Source organism: Streptomyces lothianensis (genome assembly GCF_047779955.1).
Classification (GTDB): Bacteria; Actinomycetota; Actinomycetes; order Streptomycetales; family Streptomycetaceae; genus Streptomyces.
Genome location: NZ_JBLMKT010000015.1, coordinates 78059 through 103555, shown reverse-complemented (window position 1 = coordinate 103555; position 25497 = coordinate 78059). Strand labels below are relative to the sequence as shown.

The following is a 25497-nucleotide window of genomic DNA, read 5'->3' as shown; positions in this document are numbered from 1 at the left end:
CCCGGGAAAGCGGGGGTTGATGCAAAGAACTGCACATGCCTCGCAGTGCTGCACATCGTGCCCCTAGCTTCATGAGCAGCGGCAGCCCCAGCTCTCCGGAGGCGTGTGATGGCGACCAGATCCCCCGCCCGGCCCTTGCAGGGTGCGGCCCTGCCGAAGCTGAGTGAGCTGAGCGCGCCGCAGATACGCGGCCGCGCCTGCGTGTGGTGCTCGATCATCCTCGCCGCCGGCAACGCCGTCGACCTCGGCCCGCAGCACGCACGCCGAGCCGGAATGCGGTTCGCCTGGTTCCCGCGAGCATGCAACGACTGCCACCGGGAGGCAGCCCAATGATCTGCTGCCGCTGCGACAAGCCCATCCTCCCCGGCCAGAAGTCGCGCCAGGTCACCAAGTTCTCCGCGTCCGGCGGAGGCATCACCCTCCACGAGCACAAGGCCTGCCCGCCGGACGGGCTCACCCTCCGCAATGCGAAGAGGCGGCGGTGAACAAGCTCCGCGCGGTGACCGTGCCCACCCGCGACCACGGCCCGGTGATACTTACCTGCCCCGCCTGGTGCACCACCGACCACACAGCCGAACCGGTCCACTACCGGGCCGACCTGGCGCACAGCGGCCAGCACCTCACCGCCACCGTGCCGTTCATGCCCGGCCAGCTGCCATGGCTCGTCATCTCAGCCGAATGGGCGCCCCACGCCGAATTCACCGGCCCACACCCATACCTCGCGGTAGACCTCGGCGGCTACACCCGACGACACACCCCCACCACCCTCCTCGCCCTCGTCGACATCCTCGCCACACAGCTCGACGAGGTACGCGCCTACGCCCACCGCCTCGAGGCCGAGGGCACCGACTGGCAGACGCCGGCCACCCGCCCGCCTGGATGAGGGCGAGAAGGGTCACGCCCAGATCGTGACCCCTGGTGGCCGCCAGGAGGGCGAGAAAAGGTTCGTTCGTCGGTACGAACCTTTCTGACGCCCTCGCCCTCCTCGACGAGGGCGAGAAGGGTACGGCGATTAGCCGCACCCCTGACAGGCGACGGAACCCCGAACTGATCACTTTCGAGGGACCTCGAAAGTGATCAAGCGGCATCACGTTGCGTGACGGCGGGGCACCCTTTGAACCCTGCTCGCCCCCGAGCGCCCTCCCCCGCGCTGTTCCACCCCCAGGCCGGAGGGGGTCACCCCCCTGGGTCTGGTCACGCGGCGTGAGGCTCGCATCCCAACCACCTCACGCCGCGCGGGTCTTCAGTCGGTGCCGTTGAGCAGCTGGTCGAGGCGTCCGTCTCCCTGTGCCTGCACGATCTGGTGCGGGGTCATGTGCTGCAGGTGCTCCCTGCCGAGCTGCCCCTCGGTGGGGATGTCGTGCACGGGGCGACCGAGCAAGGCATCGAGCCTGCCTTCCTGCTGTGCCTGCACGATCTCGTGAGGGCTCATGGTCTTGAGCTGTACTTCGGTGATCTGTTCGTTCATGCTGCGTCTCCTCGTTCGCTGCGGGGGATGAAGCGTGTGTTGGCCTGGGAGGCGGGGGCACCGGGCAGGCGGGGGCTGGGCTGCTCGGGCGGCCAGCCGTCCAGCCACGCCTCGACCTTCCCGTCGCGCAGGAAGTCCGCGGCGAGGCTGGAGGGCACGTGGATTACCCGGCCGTCCGTGAGGCGGACGTGCCGCTTACTCGGGGGCGTGCGGGTGGTGATCTTGGAGAGTTGCTTGGCGACCTGGTCGGCTCCGTAACGGGCGGCGTAGAAGTCGGGCATGCCGCTGAGGGCCTTGGGGTGGAGGCGTACCTCTGCGCCGGTGTCGAGCGCTTCGACGACGTGCAGCAGCTCGGTTGCTTCCCTGACCATGCGGTAGCGGTAGCTGAGCGCGCGTTCGGCCTTGTCCAGGGCCTCGCGGTAGGCGGCGAGTGCGGGATGCATAGTGGCCGCGGCCGCGTCGACGAGGTGGCCGCGGGCCTGGTCGTCTCGGAGGGCGACGACCAGGCGGCGGCCGATGGAGTCGCGTTCGGCTTCGACGATGGGCAGGGCCTGCTTGGCATTGTCGATCCGGGCGAGGGTGGCCGTCTCGTGCTCCGGGTCGGGCAGGGGGCGGCCGTCGATGGCGGCGGCCTTGATGGCTTCGGCGTCCTTGTTGCGGGCGTCGGGGAGCGCGCTGGTGGCTTCGCGGTGGTGCCTGCGGATGTCCTTGACGTGCTGGTCGGCGGCGCGCCACTGGTCGGCCAGGGCGTGGACGCTCTCGGGGAGATAGTCGTTGCTGGGAAGGCTGGTGATGGGTGCCTTGCTCATAGTGGATTCCCTTCAGTTCAGGCCGCGGTGGTGCGGCGGGGGGTGTGGTCGGGGCGGAGGGCCCAGACGAGTTCGCATGCGGTGTCGGGGCACTGGACGAGGGTCTGTTTGTGGCCCTTGATGGTGGTGGTGCCGACGCGTCGGGTGATGCGTTCGCAGCGGCAGGCGGGGCAGAGGGCGACGCGGACGAGCATGGGCGGTCCCTTCGTTAGGCGGCGGTGCGGCAGTCGACGCAGAGGGGGGAGCCTTCGGCGTTCCACTGGGGTCTGTCGCACTTCTCGCAGGGGGTCTTGGGCCGGTCGGAGCCGACTGCGGACAGTGACCGGGGTGGTGAAGGTGTCAGCGAAGGTGCCGAAGGTGCCAGGTCCCTGGGTGCTGGCACCTTCGGCACCTTCGTGTCGTCTTCGCGGTTGTCGGTCACGCTCAGTACCCAGGCCCAGCCCTTGCCGAAGCCGGACTTCTGGGACGTCACGCCGACCTTTGCGCGGGAGCGCTGGATCGTGCGCTTGGCGAAGCCGTCCCTCTCGGCGGCCTTGATGACCTCTCCCGCAGGGGCTTCGCCTCCCTGGTCGGTGAGGTAGTCGACGAGCCAGGCGGCGGCCTCGTCCCGCTCGCCGGCCTCGTCGCGGTCGACCGGGGCGGAAAGGGTGTCCTCGACGCTGCGTTCGGAGATGCCGGTGAAGACCAGGCGGCCGACGTTCGCCACACCCTTCCTGGTGTGCACGTCGAATCCCTCGATGCAGTAGGACAGGGAGGGGAGGTCGAGGCGGCCGAGGCTGTTCTTCGTCTGCGTCATGACCTGTTCTTCGGTCTCGCGGTCGCGGGCGAACGCGATGACGGCGCGGGCGAGGTCTTTGAACGCGCCGGAGCCGGAGATGAGTTGAGACGCATCGGTGCCGCTGCCTTTGTTGAAGTGGGCGATGCCCAGCGTCAGGGCCTTGGTCCGCTCCGCCATGCGCACCAGGGGCTCGAGCGCCTGGCGCACATCCTGCGTGCGGTGCGCGTCGGTGCTGCTGCCCAGGGTGGACATGAGCGGGTCGACGATGAGCGCGGCAACATCGTGCTCGGCGATGGAGCGCTCGATGAGGGACACGTCCATGGGCAGGGACAGCATCGTCTCGCCGTGCTCGATGTCCTCGACGTCGATACGGAAGACGCGGTCCAGGTCGGCCCCGGCCGCGATGAGGCGGGGCACGAGGGTGCGAGACCACGAGTCCTCTACGGCCGCGTAGAAGACGTTCCTCGGCTGCCCGTGGAAGGTGCCCGGCAGTTCACCACGGGAGAGGCGCGCGGCAACCCAGATACCGAACGACGACTTGCCGGTGCCCTCGCGACCGGCGGCGAGCGTGAGTGCGCCCGCGGGAATGCGGCCCTCTCCGACTTCGGGCTCCCAGGCCCAGATGACCGGCTCCGGCTCGATCGCCGAGGCCGGGGTCAGCTTGATGCGCCGCTTCGGGCCATCGGCGGGCCCGCCATCGGGGATGTACGCCAGCGGGTCCTCGTTCGGCTGCCAGTTGGGGCCGCCCGTGAGTTGCTGGGCGAGATCATCGGTCGTCATGCAGCGTTCTCCCGGGCGACGAGGTAGCGGCCGGACTGGCCGGGGACCGCGATCGGCGGCCAGCCCGGTGTGGCCCGGAGCCGGTGTGGCGGACGCGGCGTGGCCGCGGCGTCGAGCTCGGCCCGGGTCCGGCGGTCGGCGACCGAGGGCCGTGCACGGCACGCGTCGCGGAACCAGTCGAGGAGGGCCTGTTCGTCGCCGTAGCGGCGCCACATCTCGGCGGCCGTGATCAGCGCGGCGGCCTTGCGGGGGTCGCCGGCGGGGAGCTGCAGCCACTCGCGGGTGCCGTAGGCGGGCACACGGACCTCGTGCGGCAGGAGCGTGGTCACCTGCTGCTCGGCCCACATGATGACCTCGTCGTCGAGGCTCACGGCGCCTCCTCGATGGGCTGCAGCCAGTAGCCGCCGAAGTCCCGCCTGCCGCAGTGCGCTGCCCGGTGCCCGTAGGAAGGGCGTTCCCCGTCGCCTCCGCCGTGCCGGTGCGAGTGGCTGCACAGCGGGCAGCGGTCGACGACGAGGAGCCAGTACGGCCCGGTGCCGGTGCTCACCCGCTCGGCGCGGCAGTAGGCGATGACGGAGCTGCGCGGTACGGTGTGAGTCGACCCGCCGTCCAGCCGGTCACTATGCGCCCCGGTTGCCCCCGGGGCGTTTTTCTTGGCGCTCACGCTGCGGCGCCCCCGGTCTGCACAGTCTGTGCGTCCAACCAGGCCTCGACGGCGGCGCGGCGGTAAACGATGCGGCCGCCGCGGCCGGGCGTCTTCTTCACGTAGGCCGGCCCTATGCCCTGCCACCGGTAATTGGCGAGGGTCTGCACGGCAATGCCGTACTCCTCTTCCACCTCTGCCGGGGTCATGAGTTGCTGCGCCACGAGTGTGCTCCTGTCGAGTTTTTCGCGACAAAGACTTGCATCATCTCGGTATGCTCCGAGATGATGCGGAGCGTACCCGGGATGATCCGGTGTCCGCAAGATTCGGGCCGCTGTCGCGATTACCTCGACTGCTAGCGTCCGGATCATGACGACAGGACGTATCGAATTGGGACCGACGGGGCGGACTGTTGCCGCCAACGTGAAGCGACTGCGCGGGGAGCGGGGGCTGACCCTCCGGGCCCTCTCTGCAGCGCTGAAGGAATCCGGAAGGCCGCTGAGCGCCGACGCGCTCAACAAGATTGAGAACGGCGCGGTCGGCACGGAGCCGGGCAAGGGTGGGGAGCCGAAGCCTGTACGCCGGGTGGACGTCGACGACCTCATGGCGCTCGCCGTGGCGCTCGAAGTTCCGGTGATCACCCTCCTTGTACCGGAGAGCGTCCGGGGCTCTGTCGAACTCACCGGCGCCGGGGAGGTGCCCGGACATCTCGCGTGGCGTTGGGCTCAGGCCCGGGTGCCTCTGAGGTCCCCCGAGGGAGCTGACGAGGAGGCGCGCCGTCGCCAGTTGGCGATGTACCTCATGACTGCCACACCGGACGGTGTCGGCTGGGACCAGACCACCCACGAGGGGCAGCGCGCAGCCCTGCAGGTGTTCAAAAACTGGGCCGACGAGGGAGGGGGGGCCGATGGCCCGGGTGTGGATTGAGGACCGTAAGCCGCACGCCGAGTACCGGGCGGCGGTCGAGCGGTGGAAGGCGGCGAAGAAGGCCGGCAGTAAGCGGCAGCCGCCCGGGCGGTGGCGGGTCCGCTGGTACGGGCCGGACGGCAAGCCGAAGTCGGCGACGTTCCAGAAGCTGCCCGAGGCCGAGAACCACGTGCACGTCGTCGAGGCGAAGCTGCGGGACGGCTCGTACCGGGACGCGTCCGCGGGGAAGGCGACGCTGCTCGACGTGTACGAGAAGTGGCGAGGCACCCTCGGCGGCCTGGAGCCGACCACGCGGGAGACGTACCTGGACACGTGGCGGGTGCACGTCGAACCGCGGTGGGGTGACTACCAGGTGCGGCGGATCGAGTGGGAGGACATCGCCGAGTGGGTCGGGCATCTCGCCGAGGGCTCGCACGGCTGCCGGAAGGTTGGCCCGGGGCGGATTCAGAAGATCCACCTCGTGTTGTCGCTCGTACTCGGGCACGCCGTGCGGGCGAAGCGCATCGCCGCGAACCCGGCGGCCGGCGTCCCGCTGCCGAGGCCGGTCCCGCAGGATCACGTCTACCTCAAGCACGCCCAGGTGGACCGGCTCGCCGAGGCCGCCGCCGAGTACCGGCTGCTCGTGCTGCTGCTCGCGTACACGGGTCTGCGCTGGGGTGAGATATCAGCCGTGACCGTGGGGGCCGTCGACACGGCGGCGCGGCGGCTCTCGGTTCGGCAGGCGTACAAGAAGACGCGCGAGGGCCTGGTGCTCGGGCTGCCGAAGACGCACGAGCGGCGGAAGGTACCGCTGCTGCGGTCGCTCGCGGCCGAGCTGGGGGAGATGACGAGCGGCCGCGCCGCATCGGAGCTGCTGTTCACCGCGCCGGGGGGCGGGCCGCTGTACGGGGACAACTTCCGCACCCGCGTGTTCAACCCGGCGGTGAAGGCCGCGGGGTTGGCCGGCCTCGGGGTCACGCCGCACAAGCTGCGGCACACCGCGGCCTCGCTGAGCATCGCGAGCGGGGCGGACGTGAAGGTGGTGCAGACGATGCTCGGGCACAAGTCGGCGGCCATGACGCTGGACACCTACGGGCATCTGTTCCCGGACCGGCTCGACGAGGTGGCGGACCGGCTCGACCGCGAGCGGGCCCGGCGGGACGCTCTGCGGGACGTGGCCACGGTGGTCACAAGGTACTCCGCGAGCAAGGAAGATCACTAGGCATGTGTACTGAATGTGTACTGCGGCCCCGGAGCCCTCCCGTGGGAGGACCCCGAAAACCGCCTGTGACCTGGAGTGGAGCCTAGGGGAGTCGAACCCCTGACATCTGCCATGCAAAGACAGCGCTCTACCAACTGAGCTAAGGCCCCGGGACGACGAAGGTGGCTGATACCGCCTCGCCACGCGTGCGTCGGGGACAAGAGTACCGGGTCACCCCCCGGGGTCCGCAAAGGGATGAGGTCTCCCCGTTCACGACCACTCTCCGTAAGATGCTCCGCGAGGTTCGCACGAGCGAAGGGGAGGACGCATCGTGGATGCGGAACAGCAGGAAGCCACTGCGAGAGCCAGAGAACTTCAGCGCAGTTGGTACGGGGAGCCGTTGGGGGCGCTCTTCCGTAGGCTGATCGACGACCTGGGCCTGAACCAGGCCAGGCTGGCGGCCGTGCTCGGACTGTCGGCGCCGATGCTCTCGCAGCTGATGAGCGGGCAGCGCGCCAAGATCGGCAATCCGGCCGTGGTGCAGCGGGTACAGCTGCTCCAGGAGCTGTCCGGGCAGGTCGCGGACGGCAGCGTGAGTGCCTCCGAGGCGGCCGAGCGCATGGAGGAGATCAAGAAGAACCAGGGCGGTGCGGTGCTCACCACGAGCGACCGCTCCAGGGGGACCGGCGTGGGGGCGCCGACCGTCAAGCGGGTGGTGCGCGAGATCCAGTCCGTGCTGCGCTCCGTCGCATCGGCCGGCGAGATCATCGAGGCCGCCGACACCATCGCCACGACCCACCCGGAACTGGCAGAGTTCCTCCGGGTCTACGGCGCCGGGCGCACCGCTGACGCCGTAACCCACTACGAGTCGCACCAGGGCTGATCCGGGCTTCCGGTCCGGGCTTCTGGTCCGACGGTCCGCCGGGGCCGGGGCAAGGGGGAGGCAGCACGGGCATGGGCGAGGTCTTCGCCGGCCGGTACGAACTGGTCGACCCGATCGGACGCGGTGGCGTGGGCGAGGTATGGCGCGCCTGGGACCACCGCCGGCGCCGCTATGTCGCCGCCAAGATACTGCTGCAGAGCGATGCGTACGCGCTGCTCCGTTTCGTACGGGAGCAGGCGCTGCGGATCGACCATCCGCATGTCCTGGCCCCGGCGAGCTGGGCCGCCGACGACGACAAGGTCCTGTTCACGATGGACCTCGTCGGAGGCGGCTCGCTCGCCCGTCTCATCGGCGACTACGGGCCGCTGCCGCCGCGCTATGTGGCACTGCTGCTCGACCAGTTGCTGTCCGGGCTCTCGGCGGTGCACGCGGAAGGCGTCGTGCACCGGGACATCAAGCCCGCCAACATCCTGCTCGAAGCGACCGGGACGGGGCGGCCGCATCTGCGGCTCTCCGATTTCGGGATCGCCCTGCGCAAGGGGGATCCCCGGCTGACCCGGACGGACCTGGTGGTGGGGACACCGGGGTACATCGCGCCCGAGCAGTACGACTACGACGAGCCGGACTTCCCCGCGGATCTCTTCGCGACGGGGCTGGTGGCGCTCTGCCTTCTGGAGGGCGCGAAGCCGGACACCGAGGCGCTCCTGGAGCTGTTCCGCAGCCAGGGCACTCCGCACGCGCCGCGTACGATCCCCGAGCCCCTGTGGCAGGTGCTCGCGGGGCTCCTCCAGCCCGAGCCGCATGCCCGCTTCCGCAGCGCGACGGGTGCGCGCAAGGCGCTCGCGGAGGCGACGGCCCTCCTCCCGGAGCCGGGCCCCGACGACGAACTCATCGAAATCTTCGACCAACTGGGCCCGCTCCCGTCCCCCTTCGGCCCCGACGGCCCCCTCCCCCCACCAACGACACCGACACCGACACCGACCACGTCTACGCCAACCGCGCCGCCTCCGGCCGCGTCCATCCCCGTCACACCTGCCCCGGCCACACCGACCACGTCCGCACCGATACCGGCCCCGCCTGCCCCGGCCACCCCCACTCCGGCCACGCCGACACCGGCCGTCTCAGGGGACTTCACCACCGCCACCCCATCGACGGCACAGCACCCTGCGGCCCCGCCGTCCGCCGCCCCGCCACCAGGCCCCCCGGCACCCCCGGGCGCCCCACCGGCCCCGTTCATCGCGGATACGGCGACAGGCCCGCCCTTCCCTCATGCGGCACCGACCCCGGCCCCTCCCACCACACCACCGCCCCACACCCCGACCGGCCCGGCCCACCAGGCCCAGGTGGAAGCGTGGCCGCCGGAATCCACCCCGCGCGGGGGCTCCGCCCCCGATACGCCCGCAGCGCACCCGGCCCACCCCAACGCGCAAGCCGAGCCCGCGCACGCGGCCCCGGCCCCCGGCGCCCCCACACCTCACGCCGACGCGCTTCACGCGGGACCCCAGCCCGCGCACCCCACCCCACGCCACATCACCCCGCACGCGGCCACCGCCCCCGACAACACCCCCGCCGCACCCAGCAGCCACCGGCGGCCGAGGCCCGGGCGTTCCGGTCCGCCCGTCAAAGTCGCCGTGCCGGTGCTGCTTCTCGCGGCTCTCTGTTTCGCTGTCGGGTTCTGGGCGCTGGGGCAGATCTGAGACAGGGGAGGGAGCCCCTTCAGCTCTCCCGGTGCCGACGGCCCACCACGGCCCACACCGCGAGCCACAGCACCAGGGCCGTGCCCAGCGCGATCGACACGGCCGCGACGAGCTGCATCCCGCCGTCGTGGCCGGCGGCCGGGCCGGTGCCGTCGGCCGCCTGGCCGTCCGCATCCCGGTCCGCGCCCTCGCCCTCATCCGCGCCCTCGCTCCCATCCGTCCCCGCGTCCGCGTCCGTGCCCGCGTCGACCGCCTCCGCATCGAAGATGCCCGGATCGCCGACATACGAGGGACCGGCGACCGCCGCGCCGTCCACGCCGACCCGCAGCGTCACGTCGAGCGGCCCCTCGCCGTACCGCTCGGCGAGGTCCGGGCTGAGCGTGAGCTGCAGGTAGTACGCGCCGGCGAAGCGCATGCCCTTGACCCGCGGCGCCGAGGCGAGCCGGTTCTCGTAGGCCACCGGCGGCAGCCCGTCGAGCGCCGCCGACACCCGGGTGCCGCGCAGGGAGGGCTGGTCGGCGGCGACCTCGTCGTGCGCGGGGTTGTGCAGCCCGAGCCGCAGCGCCTGCGCCACGACCGCCTCGTCGCCGGGGGCGCGCAGTTCGGCGCCTGCCGCGATCCGCTGTCCCCAGTCGACGGGCACCTTGTAGAAGAGGGTGCGCCCCGGTTCGATCCGCCCGCGCCACACCCCCGTCCCGATGGCGACCGCGTCGTGGAAGCTCGTACCGCCCTGCCGTTCCTCTGCGGCACCTTCCGGCAGCGGCCCGCCGTCCTCCGGCCGGGGCGAGGGCGTCTCGCTCGGCGCAACGCCCTCGAGCGCGGGCTCGTTGACGAGGTCGAGTTCCAGGTCCCAGGTCTCCCGCGAGGCGGACCTGCCGCCGTCCGTACGCGCGACGATCAGGGTGTACGTACCTGCGGCCCGGCAGTGCAGCGCCCCCTGGGCCACGAGCCGTTCCACGGACGCCACGAGCGGCCGCGGGAAGTCCGCGTTGCCGAACCCGGTGCGCGCGGTGCCGCAGCGCCCGCCCTCGGCGTTCTCCAGGCGCAGCGCGAGGCCGTCCCCGAAGGCCACACGGTCGCCGAGGCCCGGCAGCGCCACCGCCGACACGTAGGCGGAGGAGGCGTCGTCGAGCCGTACCCGGTAGTGCAGCTCCTGCCCGGGCCCGATGGTGCTGCGGTACGTCTCGCCCGCGTCGAGCACCGGCGCCCCGCCGGGCCCCCGCGCGCCCGCCACCTCCCGGGTCTCGTCCGGGAAGCCGTACGGGTAGGGCTCGGCGGCCGCCGCCGGTGCGAGCGCCAACGCGGCGCCCACGGACATCGCCGCCACCACCGCCGTACGCCTGCTGCCGCGCCGTGTCGTCACCCTGCTCCCTCGTCCTCGCCCGGATCGGCCGCTCTCATCCTGCCGCGAGGCCCGGGGCGCTGCCAGCGAATCCGCACCGCCCGGAAGCCACGGTTCGGCCGCTCATGACAGCACGAAGCCCCGGTCGCGGCGGGCGACCGGGGCTTGGTGCAATGGAGACGTATGCGGTCTCACGAACCCGTGGGCACGGAGTCAGTCGCCTCCGTCCACAGATCCTGCTCGGCGCGATCCGCCTGGATCTGGCGGTACACGAGGAGCCCGCCGATGGCGGCCAGTGCGACCAGGAGAAGCTTCTTCACCGCGCTACCTCGTCTTTCCTTGACGTAGAGGGACTTCTGGCGCCCGACTATACACACCGTCACCGGCCGCCCGGCGGCCTGTCGGGGCACCCAACTCCCGCCCCGAGCACCGCAGTCGACCTGCGCCTCGGCGGCCTTTCGGGCCTGTGTGACACGCCTTCAGGGCGCTGTGATGTTCGACGCTTTCACCCCTCGTACGGACAAAAGCGAGCCATCACGGAGGAAACAGGGCGCTCACGCGGCCGAACGGGTGGTGTTCATCTGAAGATCGGCGCATCGCGGCACGGGCTCCCCCACATCACGTCCTGCGTACACATCATGAGGAAAGTACGCAAATCGTCCGACCCGAACGGGGCGGGCGAGCAACCGGTACGACCGGTAGAACCGCTTCGAAAAGGAGAGATCATGGCTGCCACCAAGGCCACGCGCCTGTGGTCCGCACTCATCGGCGCACTGCTCGCGTTCTTCGCCTCGCTGGGCCTCATCACCCCCCAGGCCGCCGCTGCCGTACCGCAGCAGACCGAGGCCGGCAACCCGGCGACGGTGCCCCCGGCCGACCGCACCCGCCCGGCCGCGCCCGTCTCGCGCCCCTACGATCCGTCGAGGCCGCCGACGATGAAGCAGCGCATCCGCGCCGAGGCGCACAACAGCTCACCGGCGTCCCGCAGCCCGAAGATCCCGCGCGCCGAGGCCCGGCACCGCGCCGACACCCGCGAACCCGCCCGGCTGAACGAAGAGGCGGTATTCACCGGCGAACACGGCCGGGCGGCGGCCGCGCAGCACCACGGCAATGAATGAAGCCCGGCAACTCGAAGAGCTACCGGGCTTCTCGACCTCATCGGTCGGGCTGTGGGGCTAACAGGATTTGAACCTGTGGCCTCATCCTTATCAGGGATGCGCTCTAACCAACTGAGCTATAGCCCCGCCGCGCTTTGCGGGTGTGTGTCCCGCGCGCTGACTTGAAGAAGATTAGCGCACGACGCGCCCAGTCCCAAAATCGATACCGCAGCACCCCCGGGGAAAAGCCCCCGGACCCCCGGCTGACCAGGCCGGGAGCGGGCGGACGAACAGTGACGACAGACAGAAGACCGAGAGAGACGGTCAGAGACAGTCAGAGACGGACAGCCGTCAGGCGGGCTATTCGTCCTCGGCGAGCGTCAGCTCGATTCCGCCGACGAAACCGGCGGAGAGGTTGTAGATGAACGCGCCGAGCGTGGCGAGCGCCGTGGCCAGAACCACGTCGATCACCGCGATGACCGAAGTGAACATCAGGACTCGCGGCAGCGAGAGAAACGCCTGAAGATCGAAACCATTCGACTCGTTCGACCCCGTGGCCTCCGAGATCGTCCCGCCGACCGTGGAGAAGACGCCCATGGCGTCCATGACCATCCACAGCACGGCCGAGGCGACGATCGTGCAGATGCCCAGGGCGATGGAGAGCAGGAAGCTGACCTTCATGACCGACCACGGATCGGCCTTCGCGACCCGCAGCCGCGCCTTGCGCGTGCGCGGAGTCGTACGTGCGCCGGTCCGCGCACGACGTACCGCACCCTGCGGGGCACCCTGGGAAGGTGCCGGATAGGCCTGCGGCGGATGATAGGGACCGTCCGGCCGGCCCGGCTGACGCTCACCCGGCAGCGGCCCGGCCGCGTACTCCGACTCGGAGGCGTAGGCCTGCGGCCCTCGCGTGTCCGTCACTGTGCCCCCCTGGGCTGTGTGTACCGACTCGGCGGGGCCACGGCCGCCTTCCGTTCCGGGTCCGTGCGTTCCGGCGCCCGTGGCTCCACTCACGTCGTGCACTCCTCGCGCTTACTCGGCTGCCGCGGGCTCGGTGCCCTCGTCCATGCCTGCGGCCGGCTGCGGCTCGGCCGATGCGTCGACACCCGCGTCGACTTCCTCGGCCTCACGCCCGGCCTCGGCGTTGCGAGCGATACCGACCACGGCATCGCGCTTGCCCAGGTTGATCAGCTGGACGCCCATGGTGTCACGGCCCGTCTCCCTGACCTCGTTGACTCGCGTACGAATCACACCGCCGCCCAGCGTGATGGCGAGGATCTCGTCGGTGCCCTCGACCACCAGCGCGCCGACCAGCTCACCGCGGTCCTCCACGATCTTGGCGGCCTTGATGCCGAGGCCACCGCGACCCTGGACGCGGTACTCGTCGACGGCGGTCCGCTTCGCGTACCCGCCGTCGGTGGCGGTGAACACGAACGTACCGGTCCGCACCACATTCATCGAGAGCAGCTCATCGCCCTCGCGGAAACTCATGCCCTTGACGCCCGAGGTGGCACGGCCCATGGGGCGCAGCGCATCGTCCGTCGCGGTGAATCTGATCGACTGGGCCTTCTTGCTGATGAGCAGCAGATCGTCCTCGGCGGAGATCAGCTCGGCGCCGATCAGCTCGTCGTCCGAACCCTCGTCCGTCTCGCGCAGGTTGATGGCGATGACACCGCCCGAGCGCGGCGAGTCGTAGTCCTTGAGAGCCGTCTTCTTGACGAGACCCGACTTGGTCGCGAGAACCAGGTAGGGGGCCGCGTCGTAGTCGCGGATCGCGAGGATCTCGGCGATCTGCTCGTCCGGCTGGAAGGCCAGCAGGTTCGCCACGTGCTGGCCGCGCGCATCGCGTCCGGCGTCCGGCAGCTCGTAGGCCTTCGCCCGGTAGACGCGGCCCTTGTTGGTGAAGAACAGCAGCCAGTGGTGCGTGGTCGAGACGAAGAAGTGGTCGACGATGTCGTCTTCCTTCAGCTTCGTGCCCCGTACGCCCTTGCCGCCGCGCTTCTGCGAGCGGTAGTCGTCGGTCTTGGTGCGCTTGACGTAGCCGCCGCGGGTGATCGTGACGACGATGTCCTCCTCGGCGATCAGGTCCTCGATGGACATGTCACCGTCGAAGGGCACCAGCTGCGAGCGGCGGTCCTCGCCGAACTTGTCGACGATCGCGGCGAGTTCCTCGCTGATGATCTGCCGCTGCTTCGCGGGCGAGGCGAGGATCGCGTTGTACTCGTCGATCTTCGCCTGCAGCTCGTCATGCTCCTGCATGATCTTCTGCCGCTCCAGGGCGGCGAGCCGGCGCAGCTGCATCTCGAGGATGGCGTTCGCCTGGATCTCGTCGATCTCGAGCAGGCTCATCAGGCCGGTGCGCGCGACATCGACCGTGTCACTGCGCCGGATCAGCGCGATGACCTCGTCGATCGCGTCGAGGGCCTTGAGCAGACCGCGCAGGATGTGCGCGCGCTCCTCGGCCTTGCGCAGCCGGAACTTGGTGCGCCGGACGATGACCTCGACCTGGTGGTTCACCCAGTGGCGGATGAACGCGTCCAGGGAGAGGGTGCGCGGCACTCCGTCGACCAGGGCCAGCATGTTGGCGCCGAAGTTGGTCTGCAGATCGGTGTGCTTGTACAGGTTGTTGAGGACGACCTTCGCGACCGCGTCCCGCTTGAGCACGATCACGAGACGCTGGCCCGTGCGCGAGGAGCTCTCGTCGCGGACGTCGGCGATGCCGCCGACCTTGCCGTCCTTGACGAGGTCGGCGATCTTCTGCGCGAGGTTGTCCGGGTTGACCTGGTACGGAAGCTCCGTGACCACCAGGCACTGGCGGTTCTGGATCTCCTCGACCTCGACGACCGCGCGCATCGTGATGGAGCCGCGGCCCGTGCGGTAGGCCTCCTCGATGCCCTTGCGGCCCACGACCAGCGCGCCGGTCGGGAAGTCGGGGCCCTTGATCCGCTCGATCAGCGCGTCCAGGAGCTCCTCGTGGGAGGCCTCCGGGTTCTCCAGGTACCACTGGGCGCCGGACGCGACCTCGCGCAGGTTGTGCGGCGGGATGTTGGTGGCCATGCCGACCGCGATACCGGCGGAGCCGTTGATCAGCAGGTTCGGGAAGCGGGCCGGCAGGACGGTCGGCTCCTGGGAGCGGCCGTCGTAGTTGTCCGTGAAGTCGACGGTCTCCTCGTCGATGTCGCGGACCATCTCCATCGACAGCGGCGCCATCTTGCACTCGGTGTAGCGCATGGCGGCCGCCGGGTCGTTGCCCGGGGAGCCGAAGTTGCCGTTGGAGTCGACGAGCGGCATCCGCATCGACCACGGCTGCGCGAGGCGCACCAGGGCGTCGTAGATGGAGGAGTCGCCGTGCGGGTGGTAGTTGCCCATGACGTCGCCGACGACGCGGGCGCACTTGTAGAAGCCCTTCTCGGGCCGGTAGCCGCCGTCGTACATCGCGTACAGGACGCGGCGGTGCACCGGCTTGAGGCCGTCACGGACGTCCGGGAGCGCACGCGAGACGATGACGGACATCGCGTAGTCGAGATACGAGCGCTGCATCTCGGTCTCGAGCCCGACGGGCTCGATGCGCAGGGTCTGGTCTTCTTCTTCGGCTGCTGCTGCGGCGGTGCTGGGGGTGTTCTCGTCGGCCATGGCCGGCTCTGGTCCTTTCGAAGCTGGTACGTGACCGGTCTTGGGTAACCGGGCTGGTACGTGACCGGCTCAGATGTCGAGGAAGCGGACGTCCTTGGCATTGCGCTGAATGAACGAGCGGCGCGCCTCCACGTCCTCGCCCATCAGGACGGAGAACAGGTCGTCGGCCTGTGCGGCATCGTCGAGGGTGACGAGGCCGAGCACGCGGTGCTCCTGGTCCATGGTCGTGATGCGCAGCTCCTCGGCGTTCATCTCGCCGAGACCCTTGAAGCGCTGGACCGAGTCCTCCTTGATGCGCTTGCCGGCCTGGCGGCCGAGCTCGATCAGCGCATCGCGCTCGCGGTCCGAGTACGCGTACTGGAAGTCGTCCCGCGACCACTTGATCTTGTACAGCGGCGGGCGCGACAGATAGACGTGCCCGGCCTCGACCAGCGGCCGCATGAAGCGGAACAGGAAGGTCAGCAGCAGCGTGTTGATGTGCTGGCCGTCGACATCGGCGTCCGCCATCAGGATGATCTTGTGATAGCGGAGCTTCTCGATGTCGAAGTCCTCGTGGACCCCGGTGCCGAAGGCCGAGATGAGCGCCTGGATCTCCTGGTTCTGCAGGATCTTGTCGACGCGGGCCTTCTCCACGTTCAGGATCTTGCCGCGGATCGGCAGGATGGCCTGGTACTGCGGATTGCGGCCGGACTTCGCGGAGCCGCCGGCCGAGTCGCCCTCGACGATGAAGATCTCGCACTTCGTCGGGTCGTTCGACTGGCAGTCGGAGAGCTTGCCCGGCAGCGAGGCCGACTCCAGCAGGCCCTTGCGTCGGGTGAGGTCACGCGCCTTGCGGGCCGCCACACGGGCGGTCGCCGCGGCGATGGCCTTGCGGACGATGTCCGCGCCCTCGTTCGGATTGCGGTCCAGCCAGTCGGCCAGGTGCTCGTAGACCGCCCGCTGCACGAAGGTCTTGGCCTCCGTGTTGCCCAGCTTGGTCTTCGTCTGGCCCTCGAACTGCGGCTCGCTCAGCTTGACCGAGATGATCGCGGTCAGACCCTCGCGGATGTCGTCACCCGTGAGGTTGTCGTCCTTCTCGCGCAGCAGCTTCTTGTCCCGCGCGTACTTGTTGATCAGGCTGGTCAGGGCCGCACGGAAGCCCTCCTCGTGCGTACCGCCCTCATGCGTGTGGATGATGTTCGCGAAGGAGTAGACACCCTCGGTGTACTGCGAGTTCCACTGCATCGCCACTTCGAGCGAGAGCGCCTTGTCGGTGTCCTCGGCCTCGAGGTCGATCACGGTCGGGTGGATGACCTCGCCCTTGCGCGAGTTCAGGTACTTCACGAAGTCGACGATGCCGCCCTCGTAGTGGTACGTGACCGTCCTGACCTGCTCGGCGTCCTCGCCGTCCGCGGTGTCCGCACCGGCCACGGCCTTCGCCGACTCGCGCTCGTCGGTGAGCTTGATCGTCAGGCCCTTGTTGAGGAAGGCCATCTCCTGGAAACGCCGCGAGAGTGTCTCGAAGGAGTACTCGGTGGTCTCGAAGATGTCCGGATCGGCCCAGAACGTGACCGTCGTACCGGTGACGTCGGTGGCCTCGTGCCGCTCCAGAGGAGCGGTCGGGGCGCCGCCCTTGTACTCCTGCGTCCACCGGTAGCCGTCCGTCTTGATGTCGACGGCGAGCTTCGTGGAGAGCGCGTTCACGACGGAGACACCGACGCCGTGCAGACCACCGGAGACGGCATAACCGCCGCCGCCGAACTTGCCGCCCGCGTGCAGCACCGTGAGGACGACCTCGACGGCCGGCTTCTTCTCCACCGGGTGGATGCCGACCGGGATACCGCGCCCGTTGTCGACGACGCTGACGCCGCCGTCGGCGTGGATCGTGACGTCGATCGTGTCGGCGTGACCGGCCAGCGCCTCGTCGACCGCGTTGTCCACGACCTCGTACACGAGGTGGTGCAGACCGCGCTCACCGGTCGAACCGATGTACATGCCCGGTCGCTTGCGGACCGCGTCCAGACCCTCGAGGACGGTGATGGCGCTGGCGTCGTAGACGGTGTCGCCGGCGTCGGTGGACGGGATGTTCTCGTTGGGGTTGCCGGAATCGGCCACGAAGCGCCCTTTCTGGCACAGCACAAGCCGAACTCCCGGCAGGTGTCGGGAGCGGCTGCGTCGTTCGTATATGACGGCGGTCTCCGATGAGCCGCGTGGGGTGCGCGTGCCGCACGGAGACGTGGTGCAGCGATCTGGCCCCGTCCCCCCGATGGGGCGGGATTGTCACCCAGTCTACCGGTAGCGCCGACAGTAATGGGGGCTTGCCGGGCCTTGAGTCCGCATGTGCCGTCCTGAACCGGACTCGCACGACTCCCCATATGTGGAACGGGGGTCCAAGAAGCTCACACGGGCGCTCAGCGCTTCGGGCTGTCAACCGACCGCTACGGTGAGGGACGGACCCCTCATACAACGTGCATACGGCCCTGCCTACGCCCGCCCGTAAGCCCGCCCACAGGCCCCGGCCCAACGTCCAGACCTACGTCCGGCCCAACGTCTAGCCGTACGTCTAGCCGTACGTATCGCCCGGCCCCGTGCTTCCCGGGGCACGCAAGGGTCCGTAGCGGCGGGCGGGGCCACCGGGGCCCAGCACCCGGATGAGGCGGACGGTGCCCTGACCCAAGTCCTGGTTGAGCCGCGCCACCAGCTGCGGAGCAAGCAGACGCAGCTGCGTGGCCCAGGCCGTCGAATCGCACTGCACCATCAGAACGCGGTCGTCCTCGTCGTACTTCTGCGGGACACAGTGCTTCGCGAGGTCCTCGCCGACGATCTGCGGCCAGCGGCCCATCACCCCGCCGACGGCCGCCGGGGTCTCCCAGCCGCGCTCACTGATCAGCCGGTTGATCGCGGCGCCCAGCGGCAGCGGATCACGGCCGTCGGAGCGCGCGCCGGAGCGCAGGCCGCCGCCGCGCCTGGCCTGCTTCTTCTGCTGGGCCTCCGCGCCACGCGCACGGGCCTGCTCCTTCGCGGCGCGCAGCGCCACGCGGGCGAGGTCGATGCCGCTGGGTTCGGGGGTCCTGGGCTTGTCCGGGGTCCCGGCGGCTCCCGCGTATTCTCCGGGGTTCTCGGGGCCTCCGGGGCCTCCGGGGCCTTGGCCGGCGCTTCCTTCGGAGGTCATACGCGCGTCACCTCGCCCTGCGCGACCGCGTACCGCACCCCGGTCAGGATCTCCGGTACGTCGTCCTCGACCGCCGCCGTCACCAGGACCTGCTCCCCGGGCGCCACCAGCTCCGCGAGCCGCTCACGCCGCCGGGTGTCGAGCTCGGCGAAGACATCGTCGAGGACGAGCACCGGCTCATTGCCCTCGGCCCGCAGCAGATCGTACGAGGCGAGCCGCAGCGCCAGCGCGTACGACCAGGACTCACCGTGGCTCGCGTACCCCTTCGCGGGCAGGTCCCCCAGCTTGAGCTGCAGGTCGTCGCGGTGCGGCCCGACCAGGGTCACCCCGCGCTCGATCTCCTGCCTGCGCACCCCGGCGAGCGCGCCGAGCAGCTGCTCGTACAGCTCATCGCGGCTGTGCGCGGGGCCCTCCGCGGACGGCCGGTACTCCAGCGCCAGCGGACCGCCGCCCGGCGCCAGCTGCTCGTAGGCCTTGTCGGCGAGCGGCTGCAGCGCGGCAATCAGGTCGAGGCGCTGGGCGAGCAGCTCGGCGCCCGCCCGCGCCAGATGCTGGTCCCAGACATCGAGCGTCGACAGGTCCATGGAACGGCCGCCGTGCCTGCGGGCCATCGCGGCGGACTTGAGCAGGGTGTTGCGCTGCCTGAGCACCCGGTCGTAGTCGGAGCGCACCCCCGCCATCCGCGGCGAACGCGCCGTCACCAGCTCGTCGAGGAACTTCCGCCGCTCACCCGGATCCCCCTTCACCAGGGCCAGATCCTCCGGCGCGAACAGCACCGTCCGTACGATCCCCAGCACATCACGCGGCCTGACCTGCGAGGACCTGTTGATCCTGGCCCGGTTCGCCTTGCCCGGATTCAGCTCGAGCTCCACCAGCTGCTGCCGCTCGCCCTGCCGGACCTGGGCCCGGATAACGGCCCGCTGCGCCCCCATCCGTACCAGCGGCGCATCCGAGGAGACGCGGTGGCTGCCGAGCGTGGCCAGATAGCCGACGGCCTCGACAAGATTCGTCTTGCCCTGCCCGTTCGGGCCCACGAACGCCGTGACGCCCGGGTCGAGCGGCACCTCGACCCGGGCGTACGAGCGGAAGTCGGCCAGCGACAGATGCGTGACGTGCATGGTGGGCGCCGACCTCCCCCGGCTGCTGTGCACGGCCTGTGCACAGCTGTGGATTACTTCTTCTCGACCGCGTGGCCGCCGAACTGGTTGCGCAGCGCCGCGATCATCTTCATCTGCGGCGAGTCGTCCTGCCGGGAGGCGAAACGCGCGAACAGCGAGGCGGTGATCGCCGGCAGCGGCACGGCGTTGTCGATCGCGGCCTCCACCGTCCAGCGGCCCTCGCCGGAGTCCTGTGCATAGCCCTTGAGCTGGTCCAGGTGCTGGTCCTCGTCCAGCGCGTTGACCGCGAGGTCGAGCAGCCAGGAGCGGATGACCGTGCCCTCCTGCCAGCTGCGGAAGACCTCGCGGACGTTGTCCACGGAGTCGACCTTCTCCAGGAGCTCCCAGCCCTCGGCGTAGGCCTGCATCATCGCGTACTCGATGCCGTTGTGAACCATCTTCGCGAAGTGGCCCGCACCGACCTTGCCCGCGTGCACCGAGCCGAACTCGCCCTCCGGCTTGAGCGCGTCGAACACCGGCTGTACCCGGGCGACGTCCTCGGCGGAGCCGCCGTACATCAGCGCATAGCCGTTCTCCAGGCCCCAGACACCGCCGGAGACACCGCAGTCGACGAAGCCGATGCCCTTCTCGGCGAGCTGCTCGGCGTGCTTCTCGTCATCGGTCCAGCGCGAGTTGCCGCCGTCCACCACGATGTCGCCGGGCTGCAGCAGCGCCGCGAGCTCGTCGATGGTGTCCTGGGTCGGCCCGCCGGCCGGGACCATCACCCAGACCACCCGCGGACCCTTCAGCTTCTCCACAAGCTCCTGCAGGCTGTGGACGTCCGCGAGGTCCGGATTGCGGTCGTATCCGATGACGGTGTGGCCTGCGCGGCGGATGCGCTCGCGCATGTTGCCGCCCATCTTGCCGAGACCGACGAGACCGAGCTCCATCAGGTGTTCCTTTTGCGTCGCGTGGGTGGGCTGCGGGGCGGCAGCCCCTGGTGCTTTCGTACCTGCGTCCGAGCTTAATCCCGGACGCAGACACCCACCCGCGGGGCCACCCCGGGGCGGCCGCCGGGCTGCCCCGGGGCACCGGGCCGCACCGGTCGGCGGCCCGGACCGGTCGGCGGCCCGGACCGGCGGGGAAGCCGCCGGGGCCCTGCCGTCAGCCGCTGAGGCGGACCGGCATGATCAGGTACTTGTACGCGTCGTCGGCCTCGGCGTCCACGGCCGGCTTGCCGCTGAGCAGCGCGGGCTTGGTGGACGTGGTGAAGCTCAGCTGCGCGGCCGGCGAGTCGATCGCGCTCAGACCGTCCAGCAGGAACGTCGGGTTGAAGGCGATCGAGATGTCATCGCCGTCGAGCTGGGCGTCGACCCTCTCCACAGCCTGTGCGTCATCGCTGGAACCGGCCTCCAGGATCAGCACACCCTGCTCGAAGCTCAGCCGCACCGGAGTGTTCCGCTCCGCCACCAGGGCCACACGCTTGACGGCCTCGACGAACGGGGCGGTCTCGATGACCGCGACCGAGTTGAACTCCGTCGGGAAGAGCGTCTTGTACTTCGGCAGATCGCCTTCGAGCAGCCGCGTCGTCGTACGCCGGCCCGCGCCCTCGAAACCGATCAGACCCTCGCCCGCACCCGAGCCGGACAGCGCGATGGTGACGCTGTCACCGCTGGTGAGCGCCTTGGCGGTGTCGAGCAGGGTCTTCGCGGGCACCAGGGCGACCGCGGAGGAGTCCGGCACCTCGGGCTTCCACAGGAACTCGCGGACCGCGAAGCGGTAGCGGTCGGTGGAGGCGAGGGTGACGGTGTCGCCCTCGATCTCGATCCGCACACCCGTGAGCACCGGCAGCGTGTCGTCACGGCCCGCCGCGATGGCCACCTGGGCCGCGGCCGCGGCGAAGACCTCACCGGGAACCGTGCCGGTCGCCGAGGGCATCTGCGGCAGCGCCGGGTACTCCTCCACCGGCAGCGTGTGCAGCGTGAACCGCGAGGATCCACAGACCACCGTCGCCCGTACACCGTCTGTGGAGATCTCCACCGGACGGTTGGGCAGCGCCCTCGTGATGTCGGCGAGCAGGCGGCCGGAGACGAGCACCGTGCCCTCCTCGTCGACCTCCGCGTCCACCGAGACGCGGGCCGAGACCTCGTAGTCGAAGCCGGAGAGGCTCAGGGCACCTTCCTCCGCCTTCAGCAGCAGGCCCGCCAGGACCGGCGCCGGCGGGCGGGCAGGGAGGCTGCGAGCCGCCCAGGCCACCGCCTCCGCGAGTACGTCGCGCTCCACCCGGATCTTCACCGTAAGCCGCCTCCTGCTGATGCCTGGCTGCTCGCCCTGCTGGTCTGTCTTGCTGTCTGTGTGGTTGGCCCGTCCCCAAGGTGGGGATGAAGCCGGAGACCAGTCTGACGCACCGCACTGACAGCTGGTGCCTGTCGGGGTCAAGTCGTGACCGGCGCACGGACGACAACGCGCCCCCCGTTGTGCACAGCCCCCACTTCGAAACGAATCCCGAGCTCTCTCTAGTTGGTCGTAGTAGTAGGGCCTGTGGAAACCGTGGATAACCCCGTTTGCGCAGGTCAGAGCCGAGATTTTGTCCACCGCGCCTGTGGGCGGCGGTGGTGGATAACCCGGTCGCACTGTGGAGAACGGAAAGTTCTGCACAACCGGTCCACAGGACGGTGCTACTTCTCCCCAGCTCCGTCCCCAGGTTTTCCTCCGTTGCCCACAGGGCCCCTCGGCAGCTCGGTGTGACGCCTTTCACTCGACCCGGTGAGGACGCGCGTTGCGTTGCCGAACAGTGGACAGTGATGTGGAGAAGCTGATGGATCCTGGGGACAAGCAGCTCCAGCCTGTGGGCGGGCGGTGGACAACTTCATCAACAGGCTGTGCACAGATCTTTTGTCCACAGGTTGTGGAGATCGGTTGTCCACGAATCCACAACCCGCTGACCTGGGCTGATGAGCTGTCAGCAGGATCGCCTGTGGATGCGGTCTGGACAACTTCCAGGTCCCCAGGGTGTGGACGGGGGTTTCGGCCCACTTCTGTGGAGAAACCGTCCTGCGGAAGGGCTAATCGAACAGGCCCGGTGGACGGATGGGGAGGGGCGGGAGGGGCGGGAGGCTCGGGGAGACGGCTCAGGGCCGGGGCGGCGGAGGTCAGGCTTCGGCCGAGTGGCGTACGTACGACGAAGGGCGCCCCCGGAGATGTCCCGGGGGCGCCCTTGAACCTTGTGACGTCGGCGCGGTCAGCCGTGCTCAGCCGTGGTCAGCCTGCGCGGTCAGCCGTTCTTGATGCGGTTGGTGAGCTCGGTGACCTGGTTGTAGATGGAGCGCCGCTCCGCCATCAGCGCACGGATCTTGCGGTCCGCGTGCATCACCGTCGTATGGTCGCGGCCGCCGAAATGCGCGCCGATCTTCGGCAGCGAGAGGTCGGTCAGCTCGCGGCACAGGTACATGGCGATCTGCCGGGCCGTCACCAGGACGCGGCTGCGCGAGGAGCCGCACAGATCCTCCACGGTGAGCCCGAAGTAGTCAGCGGTGGCGGCCATGATGGCCGGCGCCGTGATCTCCGGTGCGGAGTCCTCGCCGCCCGGGATCAGGTCCTTGAGGACGATCTCGGTGAGCCCGAGGTCCACCGGCTGCCGGTTCAGCGAGGCGAAGGCCGTGACGCGGATGAGCGCGCCCTCCAGCTCGCGGATGTTGCGCGAGATCCGCGAGGCGATGAACTCCAGGACCTCCGGCGGGGCGTTGAGCTGCTCCTGCACCGCCTTCTTGCGCAGGATCGCGATCCGGGTCTCCAGCTCGGGCGGCTGGACGTCCGTGATCAGACCCCATTCGAAGCGGTTGCGGAGCCGGTCCTCCAGGGTCACCAGCTGCTTGGGCGGCCGGTCGCTGCTCAGCACGATCTGCTTGTTCGCGTTGTGGAGCGTGTTGAAGGTGTGGAAGAACTCCTCCTGCGTCGACTCCTTGTCCGCGAGGAACTGGATGTCGTCGACGAGCAGGATGTCCATCTCGCGGTAGCGCTTGCGGAAGCTGTCGCCCTTGCCGTCGCGGATGGAGTTGATGAACTCGTTGGTGAATTCCTCCGAGCTCACGTACCGCACCCGGGTGCCGGGGTAGAGGCTGCGCGCGTAGTGCCCGATGGCGTGCAGCAGGTGTGTCTTGCCGAGGCCCGACTCCCCGTAGATGAACAGGGGGTTGTAGGCCTTGGCCGGTGCCTCGGCGACGGCTACGGCGGCCGCGTGCGCGAAGCGGTTCGAGGCCCCGATGACGAAGGTGTCGAAGAGGTACTTCGGGTTCAGCCGCGCGGTCGGCTCACCGGGGCCGGTGGCCGGAGCGGGCTGGGCGGCCAGCGGGCCGGGGGCCCCGCTGGGGGCGCCGTGGCCGGTGGGGCGGCCGTGCGGGGCGCGGCCCGGGTGACTGCCGGGGCTGGTGTGGCCGGTGTGGCCCGTGTGGCCGCCGGTGGTCGTGCTTTCGGGGCGCTGGGGCTCGTATCCCTGGTGCTGTTTGTCGTACGGGCCGCGCTCGCTCTCGTACGAGGAGCGCTCGGAGTCGTACGCCGGGCGCTCGGAGCGGTAGTCGTGCGTGGCCTGGGGGGAGGCGTAGGGGGCGCGCTCGGGGTAGGCCTCGCGCTCCGGGGACTGGTAGTCCGAAGGCTTGTACTCCGAGTGCTTGTAGTCCGGCTGGTTGTAGTCCGGGGACTTGTATTCGGTGCCGGACTCGTAGCCCTCGCGCTCCGGGGCACCGTAGGTCTCGCGGTCCTGGGAGGCGTACGCCTCGCGCTCCTGCGGGTTGTACGCCTCGCGTTCGGGGAAGCCGAGGCGCGGCTGCTGCCAGCCGTAGTCGTCCTGCTGGCCTGGGCGCGGCCAGGCGCCCGGCTCGCGTCGCTGGTAATCCGGGTAGGCCGGGCGGACCGTGGGCAGCGGGTCGTGTTCGTCGTGGCGCTCGCCGTGCCGGTCGTCCCTGCGCTCGTCGCGGCGCTCGTCATGCCGCTCCTGCCGTTCCTCCCGGCGCTCGTCCCGGCGGTCCTCGCGGCGGCCGTAGCTCTCGTACGACTGGCCGCTGTGGCCCATGCCGGGGAGCGCGCCCGGGAGCTCCGGCTCCTCGAAGCGCTGGGGCGGCTGAGGTGCGTGCGGTGCCTGGGGCGCCTGTGCCGTGGGTGCCGCGGATGCCGGCGTCGGCGGGAGCTCGCCCATCGACTCGTCCACGGTGATCGCGATACGGATCGGGCGCCCGCACTCGCGGCTCAGCGTCTCGCTGACGACCGGGGCCAGCCGGCCTTCGAGCCGGTTCTTGGCCATCTCGTTCGGCACGGCGAGCAGTGCGGTGTCGGCGACGAGCGCGAGCGGCTGGCAGCGCCGGATCCACTGCACGTCCTTGGCCTCGACCCCGGAGCCGTGACCGCCCTGGCCCTCGCCGAGCAGTTGATCCAGTACTCGCGGCCAGACTGCGGCAAGATCGGCAGGTACGTCAGCCACAGGGCACGCTCTCTCAGCAGGTCACGAGTCACGATGTCCCACGAAGGTGTGGTTCGTGGGACGGTTTGGGTCAATCCGAGTCTGGCCACGGTAGTCAGGGCGATGCCTGCGGTTCAAGTTGTTGTCCACAGGCTGTGCACAGCGCCCGCCGCCCTGCGTACAGTGTCGGTCCCGCCCGTCCCGCGCTGCTCCCGACTGCGCTGGTTTGACCGGATGGCGTAGCCCCGCGTACCGTGACCAGGTCGAGTTGTCGATGGCTGCTGCCGCCTGCCTCCGATGGGCGTAGATCACGCACTGTGGTCCACAAGCGGTGCACTCGGGCGTAATCGCGAGCTACTCGTGGGCGCACGGTGACAGCCAGTCGGCATCGTCCACCCGATTGATTTCTCTGGAGCCCCCGAGTGAGCAAGCGCACCTTCCAGCCGAACAACCGTCGTCGCGCGAAGACCCACGGCTTCCGTCTGCGGATGCGTACCCGTGCCGGCCGCGCCGTCCTGGCGTCCCGCCGCAGCAAGGGTCGCGCCCGCCTGTCGGCCTGA

General features: G+C 69.9%; 26 protein-coding genes and 2 tRNA genes. 9 read left to right on the top strand and 19 right to left on the bottom strand.

From position 1 onward, the window contains the following. Positions 1-108: 108 nt before the first annotated feature. Genes ACLF6P_RS02720 through ACLF6P_RS02710 form a run of 3 tightly spaced genes read left to right on the top strand, consistent with a single transcriptional unit; the run spans position 109 to position 883 of the window. Positions 109-333, top strand: coding sequence for a hypothetical protein (locus tag ACLF6P_RS02720; RefSeq protein WP_415947751.1), 225 nt, complete (start codon positions 109-111; stop codon positions 331-333). Further along, positions 330-485 (top strand): hypothetical protein, encoded by a 156-nt coding sequence (locus ACLF6P_RS02715; protein WP_415947749.1) that lies wholly within the window; start codon positions 330-332, stop codon positions 483-485. The genes ACLF6P_RS02720 and ACLF6P_RS02715 overlap by 4 nt, the downstream gene beginning before the upstream one ends. After that, positions 482-883, top strand: coding sequence for a DUF6907 domain-containing protein (locus ACLF6P_RS02710; protein ID WP_415947747.1), 402 nt, complete (start codon positions 482-484; stop codon positions 881-883). Before ACLF6P_RS02715 ends, ACLF6P_RS02710 begins: the two co-directional genes overlap by 4 nt. Positions 884-1243: 360 nt before the next feature. Here the strand turns inward: ACLF6P_RS02710 and ACLF6P_RS02705 are convergent, their stop codons facing one another. Genes ACLF6P_RS02705 through ACLF6P_RS02675 form a run of 7 tightly spaced genes read right to left on the bottom strand, consistent with a single transcriptional unit; the run spans position 1244 to position 4702 of the window. After that, complete coding sequence (locus ACLF6P_RS02705; RefSeq protein WP_415947745.1) at positions 1244-1468, bottom strand: hypothetical protein; 225 nt, start codon at positions 1466-1468, stop codon at positions 1244-1246. After that, a complete protein-coding gene (locus ACLF6P_RS02700; protein ID WP_415947744.1) occupies positions 1465-2277 on the bottom strand; it encodes a hypothetical protein in 813 nt (270 codons plus the stop codon). The genes ACLF6P_RS02705 and ACLF6P_RS02700 overlap by 4 nt, the downstream gene beginning before the upstream one ends. Positions 2278-2294: 17 nt before the next feature. Beyond that, positions 2295-2471, bottom strand: a complete 177-nt coding sequence (locus ACLF6P_RS02695; RefSeq protein WP_415947743.1) for a hypothetical protein — start codon at positions 2469-2471, stop codon at positions 2295-2297. Positions 2472-2485: 14 nt separating this feature from the next. Then, positions 2486-3835, bottom strand: a complete 1350-nt coding sequence (locus ACLF6P_RS02690) for an AAA family ATPase (RefSeq protein WP_415947742.1) — start codon at positions 3833-3835, stop codon at positions 2486-2488. Then, a complete protein-coding gene (locus ACLF6P_RS02685; protein WP_415947740.1) occupies positions 3832-4206 on the bottom strand; it encodes a DUF2742 domain-containing protein in 375 nt (124 codons plus the stop codon). The genes ACLF6P_RS02690 and ACLF6P_RS02685 overlap by 4 nt, the downstream gene beginning before the upstream one ends. Further along, positions 4203-4499, bottom strand: a complete 297-nt coding sequence (locus tag ACLF6P_RS02680) for a hypothetical protein (protein WP_415947739.1) — start codon at positions 4497-4499, stop codon at positions 4203-4205. The genes ACLF6P_RS02685 and ACLF6P_RS02680 overlap by 4 nt, the downstream gene beginning before the upstream one ends. Then, on the bottom strand, positions 4496-4702 hold the full coding sequence (locus ACLF6P_RS02675; RefSeq protein WP_415947738.1) for a helix-turn-helix domain-containing protein: 207 nt from the start codon (positions 4700-4702) through the stop codon (positions 4496-4498). Before ACLF6P_RS02675 ends, ACLF6P_RS02680 begins: the two co-directional genes overlap by 4 nt. A gap of 145 nt (positions 4703-4847) precedes the next feature. On the opposite strand from ACLF6P_RS02675, the gene ACLF6P_RS02670 reads away from it, so the two are divergent. Both ACLF6P_RS02670 and ACLF6P_RS02665 read left to right on the top strand, forming a co-directional pair. Next, entirely contained in the window at positions 4848-5405 is a 558-nt protein-coding gene (locus ACLF6P_RS02670) for a helix-turn-helix domain-containing protein (RefSeq protein WP_415947737.1), read from the top strand. Then, complete coding sequence (locus tag ACLF6P_RS02665; RefSeq protein WP_415947736.1) at positions 5386-6606, top strand: tyrosine-type recombinase/integrase; 1221 nt, start codon at positions 5386-5388, stop codon at positions 6604-6606. The genes ACLF6P_RS02670 and ACLF6P_RS02665 overlap by 20 nt, the downstream gene beginning before the upstream one ends. Before the next feature lie 76 nt (positions 6607-6682). On the opposite strand, the gene ACLF6P_RS02660 is transcribed toward ACLF6P_RS02665, so the two are convergent. Continuing rightward, positions 6683-6755 (bottom strand) — tRNA-Ala (locus tag ACLF6P_RS02660). A gap of 161 nt (positions 6756-6916) precedes the next feature. Here ACLF6P_RS02660 and ACLF6P_RS02655 point away from each other — a divergent pair. After that, complete coding sequence (locus ACLF6P_RS02655; RefSeq protein WP_415947734.1) at positions 6917-7468, top strand: helix-turn-helix domain-containing protein; 552 nt, start codon at positions 6917-6919, stop codon at positions 7466-7468. A gap of 71 nt (positions 7469-7539) precedes the next feature. Then, entirely contained in the window at positions 7540-9165 is a 1626-nt protein-coding gene (locus tag ACLF6P_RS02650; RefSeq protein ID WP_415947733.1) for a serine/threonine-protein kinase, read from the top strand. A 19-nt stretch (positions 9166-9184) separates the two neighbouring features. Here the strand turns inward: ACLF6P_RS02650 and ACLF6P_RS02645 are convergent, their stop codons facing one another. Together ACLF6P_RS02645 and ACLF6P_RS02640 are read right to left on the bottom strand one after the other, a co-directional pair. Then, the gene (locus ACLF6P_RS02645) at positions 9185-10528 is read right to left on the bottom strand and encodes a hypothetical protein (protein WP_415947731.1); all 1344 of its coding nucleotides are present in this window, start codon (positions 10526-10528) and stop codon (positions 9185-9187) included. Positions 10529-10698: 170 nt separating this feature from the next. After that, entirely contained in the window at positions 10699-10827 is a 129-nt protein-coding gene (locus ACLF6P_RS02640) for a DLW-39 family protein (RefSeq protein WP_003999697.1), read from the bottom strand. Between the two features lie 405 nt (positions 10828-11232). Here ACLF6P_RS02640 and ACLF6P_RS02635 point away from each other — a divergent pair, with 405 nt between their 5' ends. Next, positions 11233-11625 carry a DUF6344 domain-containing protein gene (locus ACLF6P_RS02635; protein WP_415947729.1) on the top strand — a complete coding sequence of 131 codons (393 nt, stop codon included), beginning with the start codon at positions 11233-11235 and terminating at the stop codon, positions 11623-11625. Between the two features lie 52 nt (positions 11626-11677). On the opposite strand, the gene ACLF6P_RS02630 is transcribed toward ACLF6P_RS02635, so the two are convergent. From ACLF6P_RS02630 to dnaA, 9 genes are all read right to left on the bottom strand, one after another. Beyond that, positions 11678-11751: transfer RNA gene (locus ACLF6P_RS02630), tRNA-Ile, on the bottom strand. Positions 11752-11964: 213 nt separating this feature from the next. Continuing rightward, a complete protein-coding gene (locus ACLF6P_RS02625; RefSeq protein WP_415947728.1) occupies positions 11965-12618 on the bottom strand; it encodes a DUF3566 domain-containing protein in 654 nt (217 codons plus the stop codon). A gap of 18 nt (positions 12619-12636) precedes the next feature. Continuing rightward, entirely contained in the window at positions 12637-15237 is a 2601-nt protein-coding gene (gene gyrA, locus ACLF6P_RS02620; protein WP_415947726.1) for a DNA gyrase subunit A, read from the bottom strand. A gap of 69 nt (positions 15238-15306) precedes the next feature. Beyond that, positions 15307-17355, bottom strand: a complete 2049-nt coding sequence (gyrB, locus tag ACLF6P_RS02615; protein ID WP_415947724.1) for a DNA topoisomerase (ATP-hydrolyzing) subunit B — start codon at positions 17353-17355, stop codon at positions 15307-15309. 424 nt (positions 17356-17779) lie between these two features. Next, positions 17780-18388 (bottom strand): DciA family protein, encoded by a 609-nt coding sequence (locus ACLF6P_RS02610; protein ID WP_415947722.1) that lies wholly within the window; start codon positions 18386-18388, stop codon positions 17780-17782. Further along, entirely contained in the window at positions 18385-19506 is a 1122-nt protein-coding gene (recF, locus tag ACLF6P_RS02605) for a DNA replication/repair protein RecF (RefSeq protein ID WP_415947721.1), read from the bottom strand. Before recF ends, ACLF6P_RS02610 begins: the two co-directional genes overlap by 4 nt. Positions 19507-19559: 53 nt before the next feature. After that, complete coding sequence (gene gnd, locus ACLF6P_RS02600) at positions 19560-20438, bottom strand: phosphogluconate dehydrogenase (NAD(+)-dependent, decarboxylating) (protein WP_415947844.1); 879 nt, start codon at positions 20436-20438, stop codon at positions 19560-19562. A gap of 211 nt (positions 20439-20649) precedes the next feature. Then, positions 20650-21780 (bottom strand): DNA polymerase III subunit beta, encoded by a 1131-nt coding sequence (dnaN, locus tag ACLF6P_RS02595; RefSeq protein WP_415947719.1) that lies wholly within the window; start codon positions 21778-21780, stop codon positions 20650-20652. A gap of 979 nt (positions 21781-22759) precedes the next feature. Continuing rightward, positions 22760-24958 carry a chromosomal replication initiator protein DnaA gene (gene dnaA / locus ACLF6P_RS02590; protein ID WP_415947718.1) on the bottom strand — a complete coding sequence of 733 codons (2199 nt, stop codon included), beginning with the start codon at positions 24956-24958 and terminating at the stop codon, positions 22760-22762. 401 nt (positions 24959-25359) lie between these two features. On the opposite strand from dnaA, the gene rpmH reads away from it, so the two are divergent. Continuing rightward, positions 25360-25497, top strand: coding sequence for a 50S ribosomal protein L34 (gene rpmH / locus ACLF6P_RS02585; RefSeq protein ID WP_016644655.1), 138 nt, complete (start codon positions 25360-25362; stop codon positions 25495-25497).

What these genes read in the sequence shown, in the direction of transcription:
- gyrA (WP_415947726.1), bottom strand. Translation starts at nt 15,237, where the DNA reads ATGGCCGACGAGAACACCCCCAGCACCGCCGCAGCAGCAGCCGAAGAA.
- ACLF6P_RS02715 (WP_415947749.1), top strand. Translation starts at nt 330, where the DNA reads ATGATCTGCTGCCGCTGCGACAAGCCCATCCTCCCCGGCCAGAAGTCG.
- ACLF6P_RS02670 (WP_415947737.1), top strand. Translation starts at nt 4,848, where the DNA reads ATGACGACAGGACGTATCGAATTGGGACCGACGGGGCGGACTGTTGCC.
- ACLF6P_RS02635 (WP_415947729.1), top strand. Translation starts at nt 11,233, where the DNA reads ATGGCTGCCACCAAGGCCACGCGCCTGTGGTCCGCACTCATCGGCGCA.
- ACLF6P_RS02705 (WP_415947745.1), bottom strand. Translation starts at nt 1,468, where the DNA reads ATGAACGAACAGATCACCGAAGTACAGCTCAAGACCATGAGCCCTCAC.
- ACLF6P_RS02690 (WP_415947742.1), bottom strand. Translation starts at nt 3,835, where the DNA reads ATGACGACCGATGATCTCGCCCAGCAACTCACGGGCGGCCCCAACTGG.
- recF (WP_415947721.1), bottom strand. Translation starts at nt 19,506, where the DNA reads ATGCACGTCACGCATCTGTCGCTGGCCGACTTCCGCTCGTACGCCCGG.
- ACLF6P_RS02610 (WP_415947722.1), bottom strand. Translation starts at nt 18,388, where the DNA reads ATGACCTCCGAAGGAAGCGCCGGCCAAGGCCCCGGAGGCCCCGGAGGC.
- ACLF6P_RS02665 (WP_415947736.1), top strand. Translation starts at nt 5,386, where the DNA reads ATGGCCCGGGTGTGGATTGAGGACCGTAAGCCGCACGCCGAGTACCGG.
- ACLF6P_RS02695 (WP_415947743.1), bottom strand. Translation starts at nt 2,471, where the DNA reads ATGCTCGTCCGCGTCGCCCTCTGCCCCGCCTGCCGCTGCGAACGCATC.
- ACLF6P_RS02650 (WP_415947733.1), top strand. Translation starts at nt 7,540, where the DNA reads ATGGGCGAGGTCTTCGCCGGCCGGTACGAACTGGTCGACCCGATCGGA.
- ACLF6P_RS02700 (WP_415947744.1), bottom strand. Translation starts at nt 2,277, where the DNA reads ATGAGCAAGGCACCCATCACCAGCCTTCCCAGCAACGACTATCTCCCC.
- ACLF6P_RS02720 (WP_415947751.1), top strand. Translation starts at nt 109, where the DNA reads ATGGCGACCAGATCCCCCGCCCGGCCCTTGCAGGGTGCGGCCCTGCCG.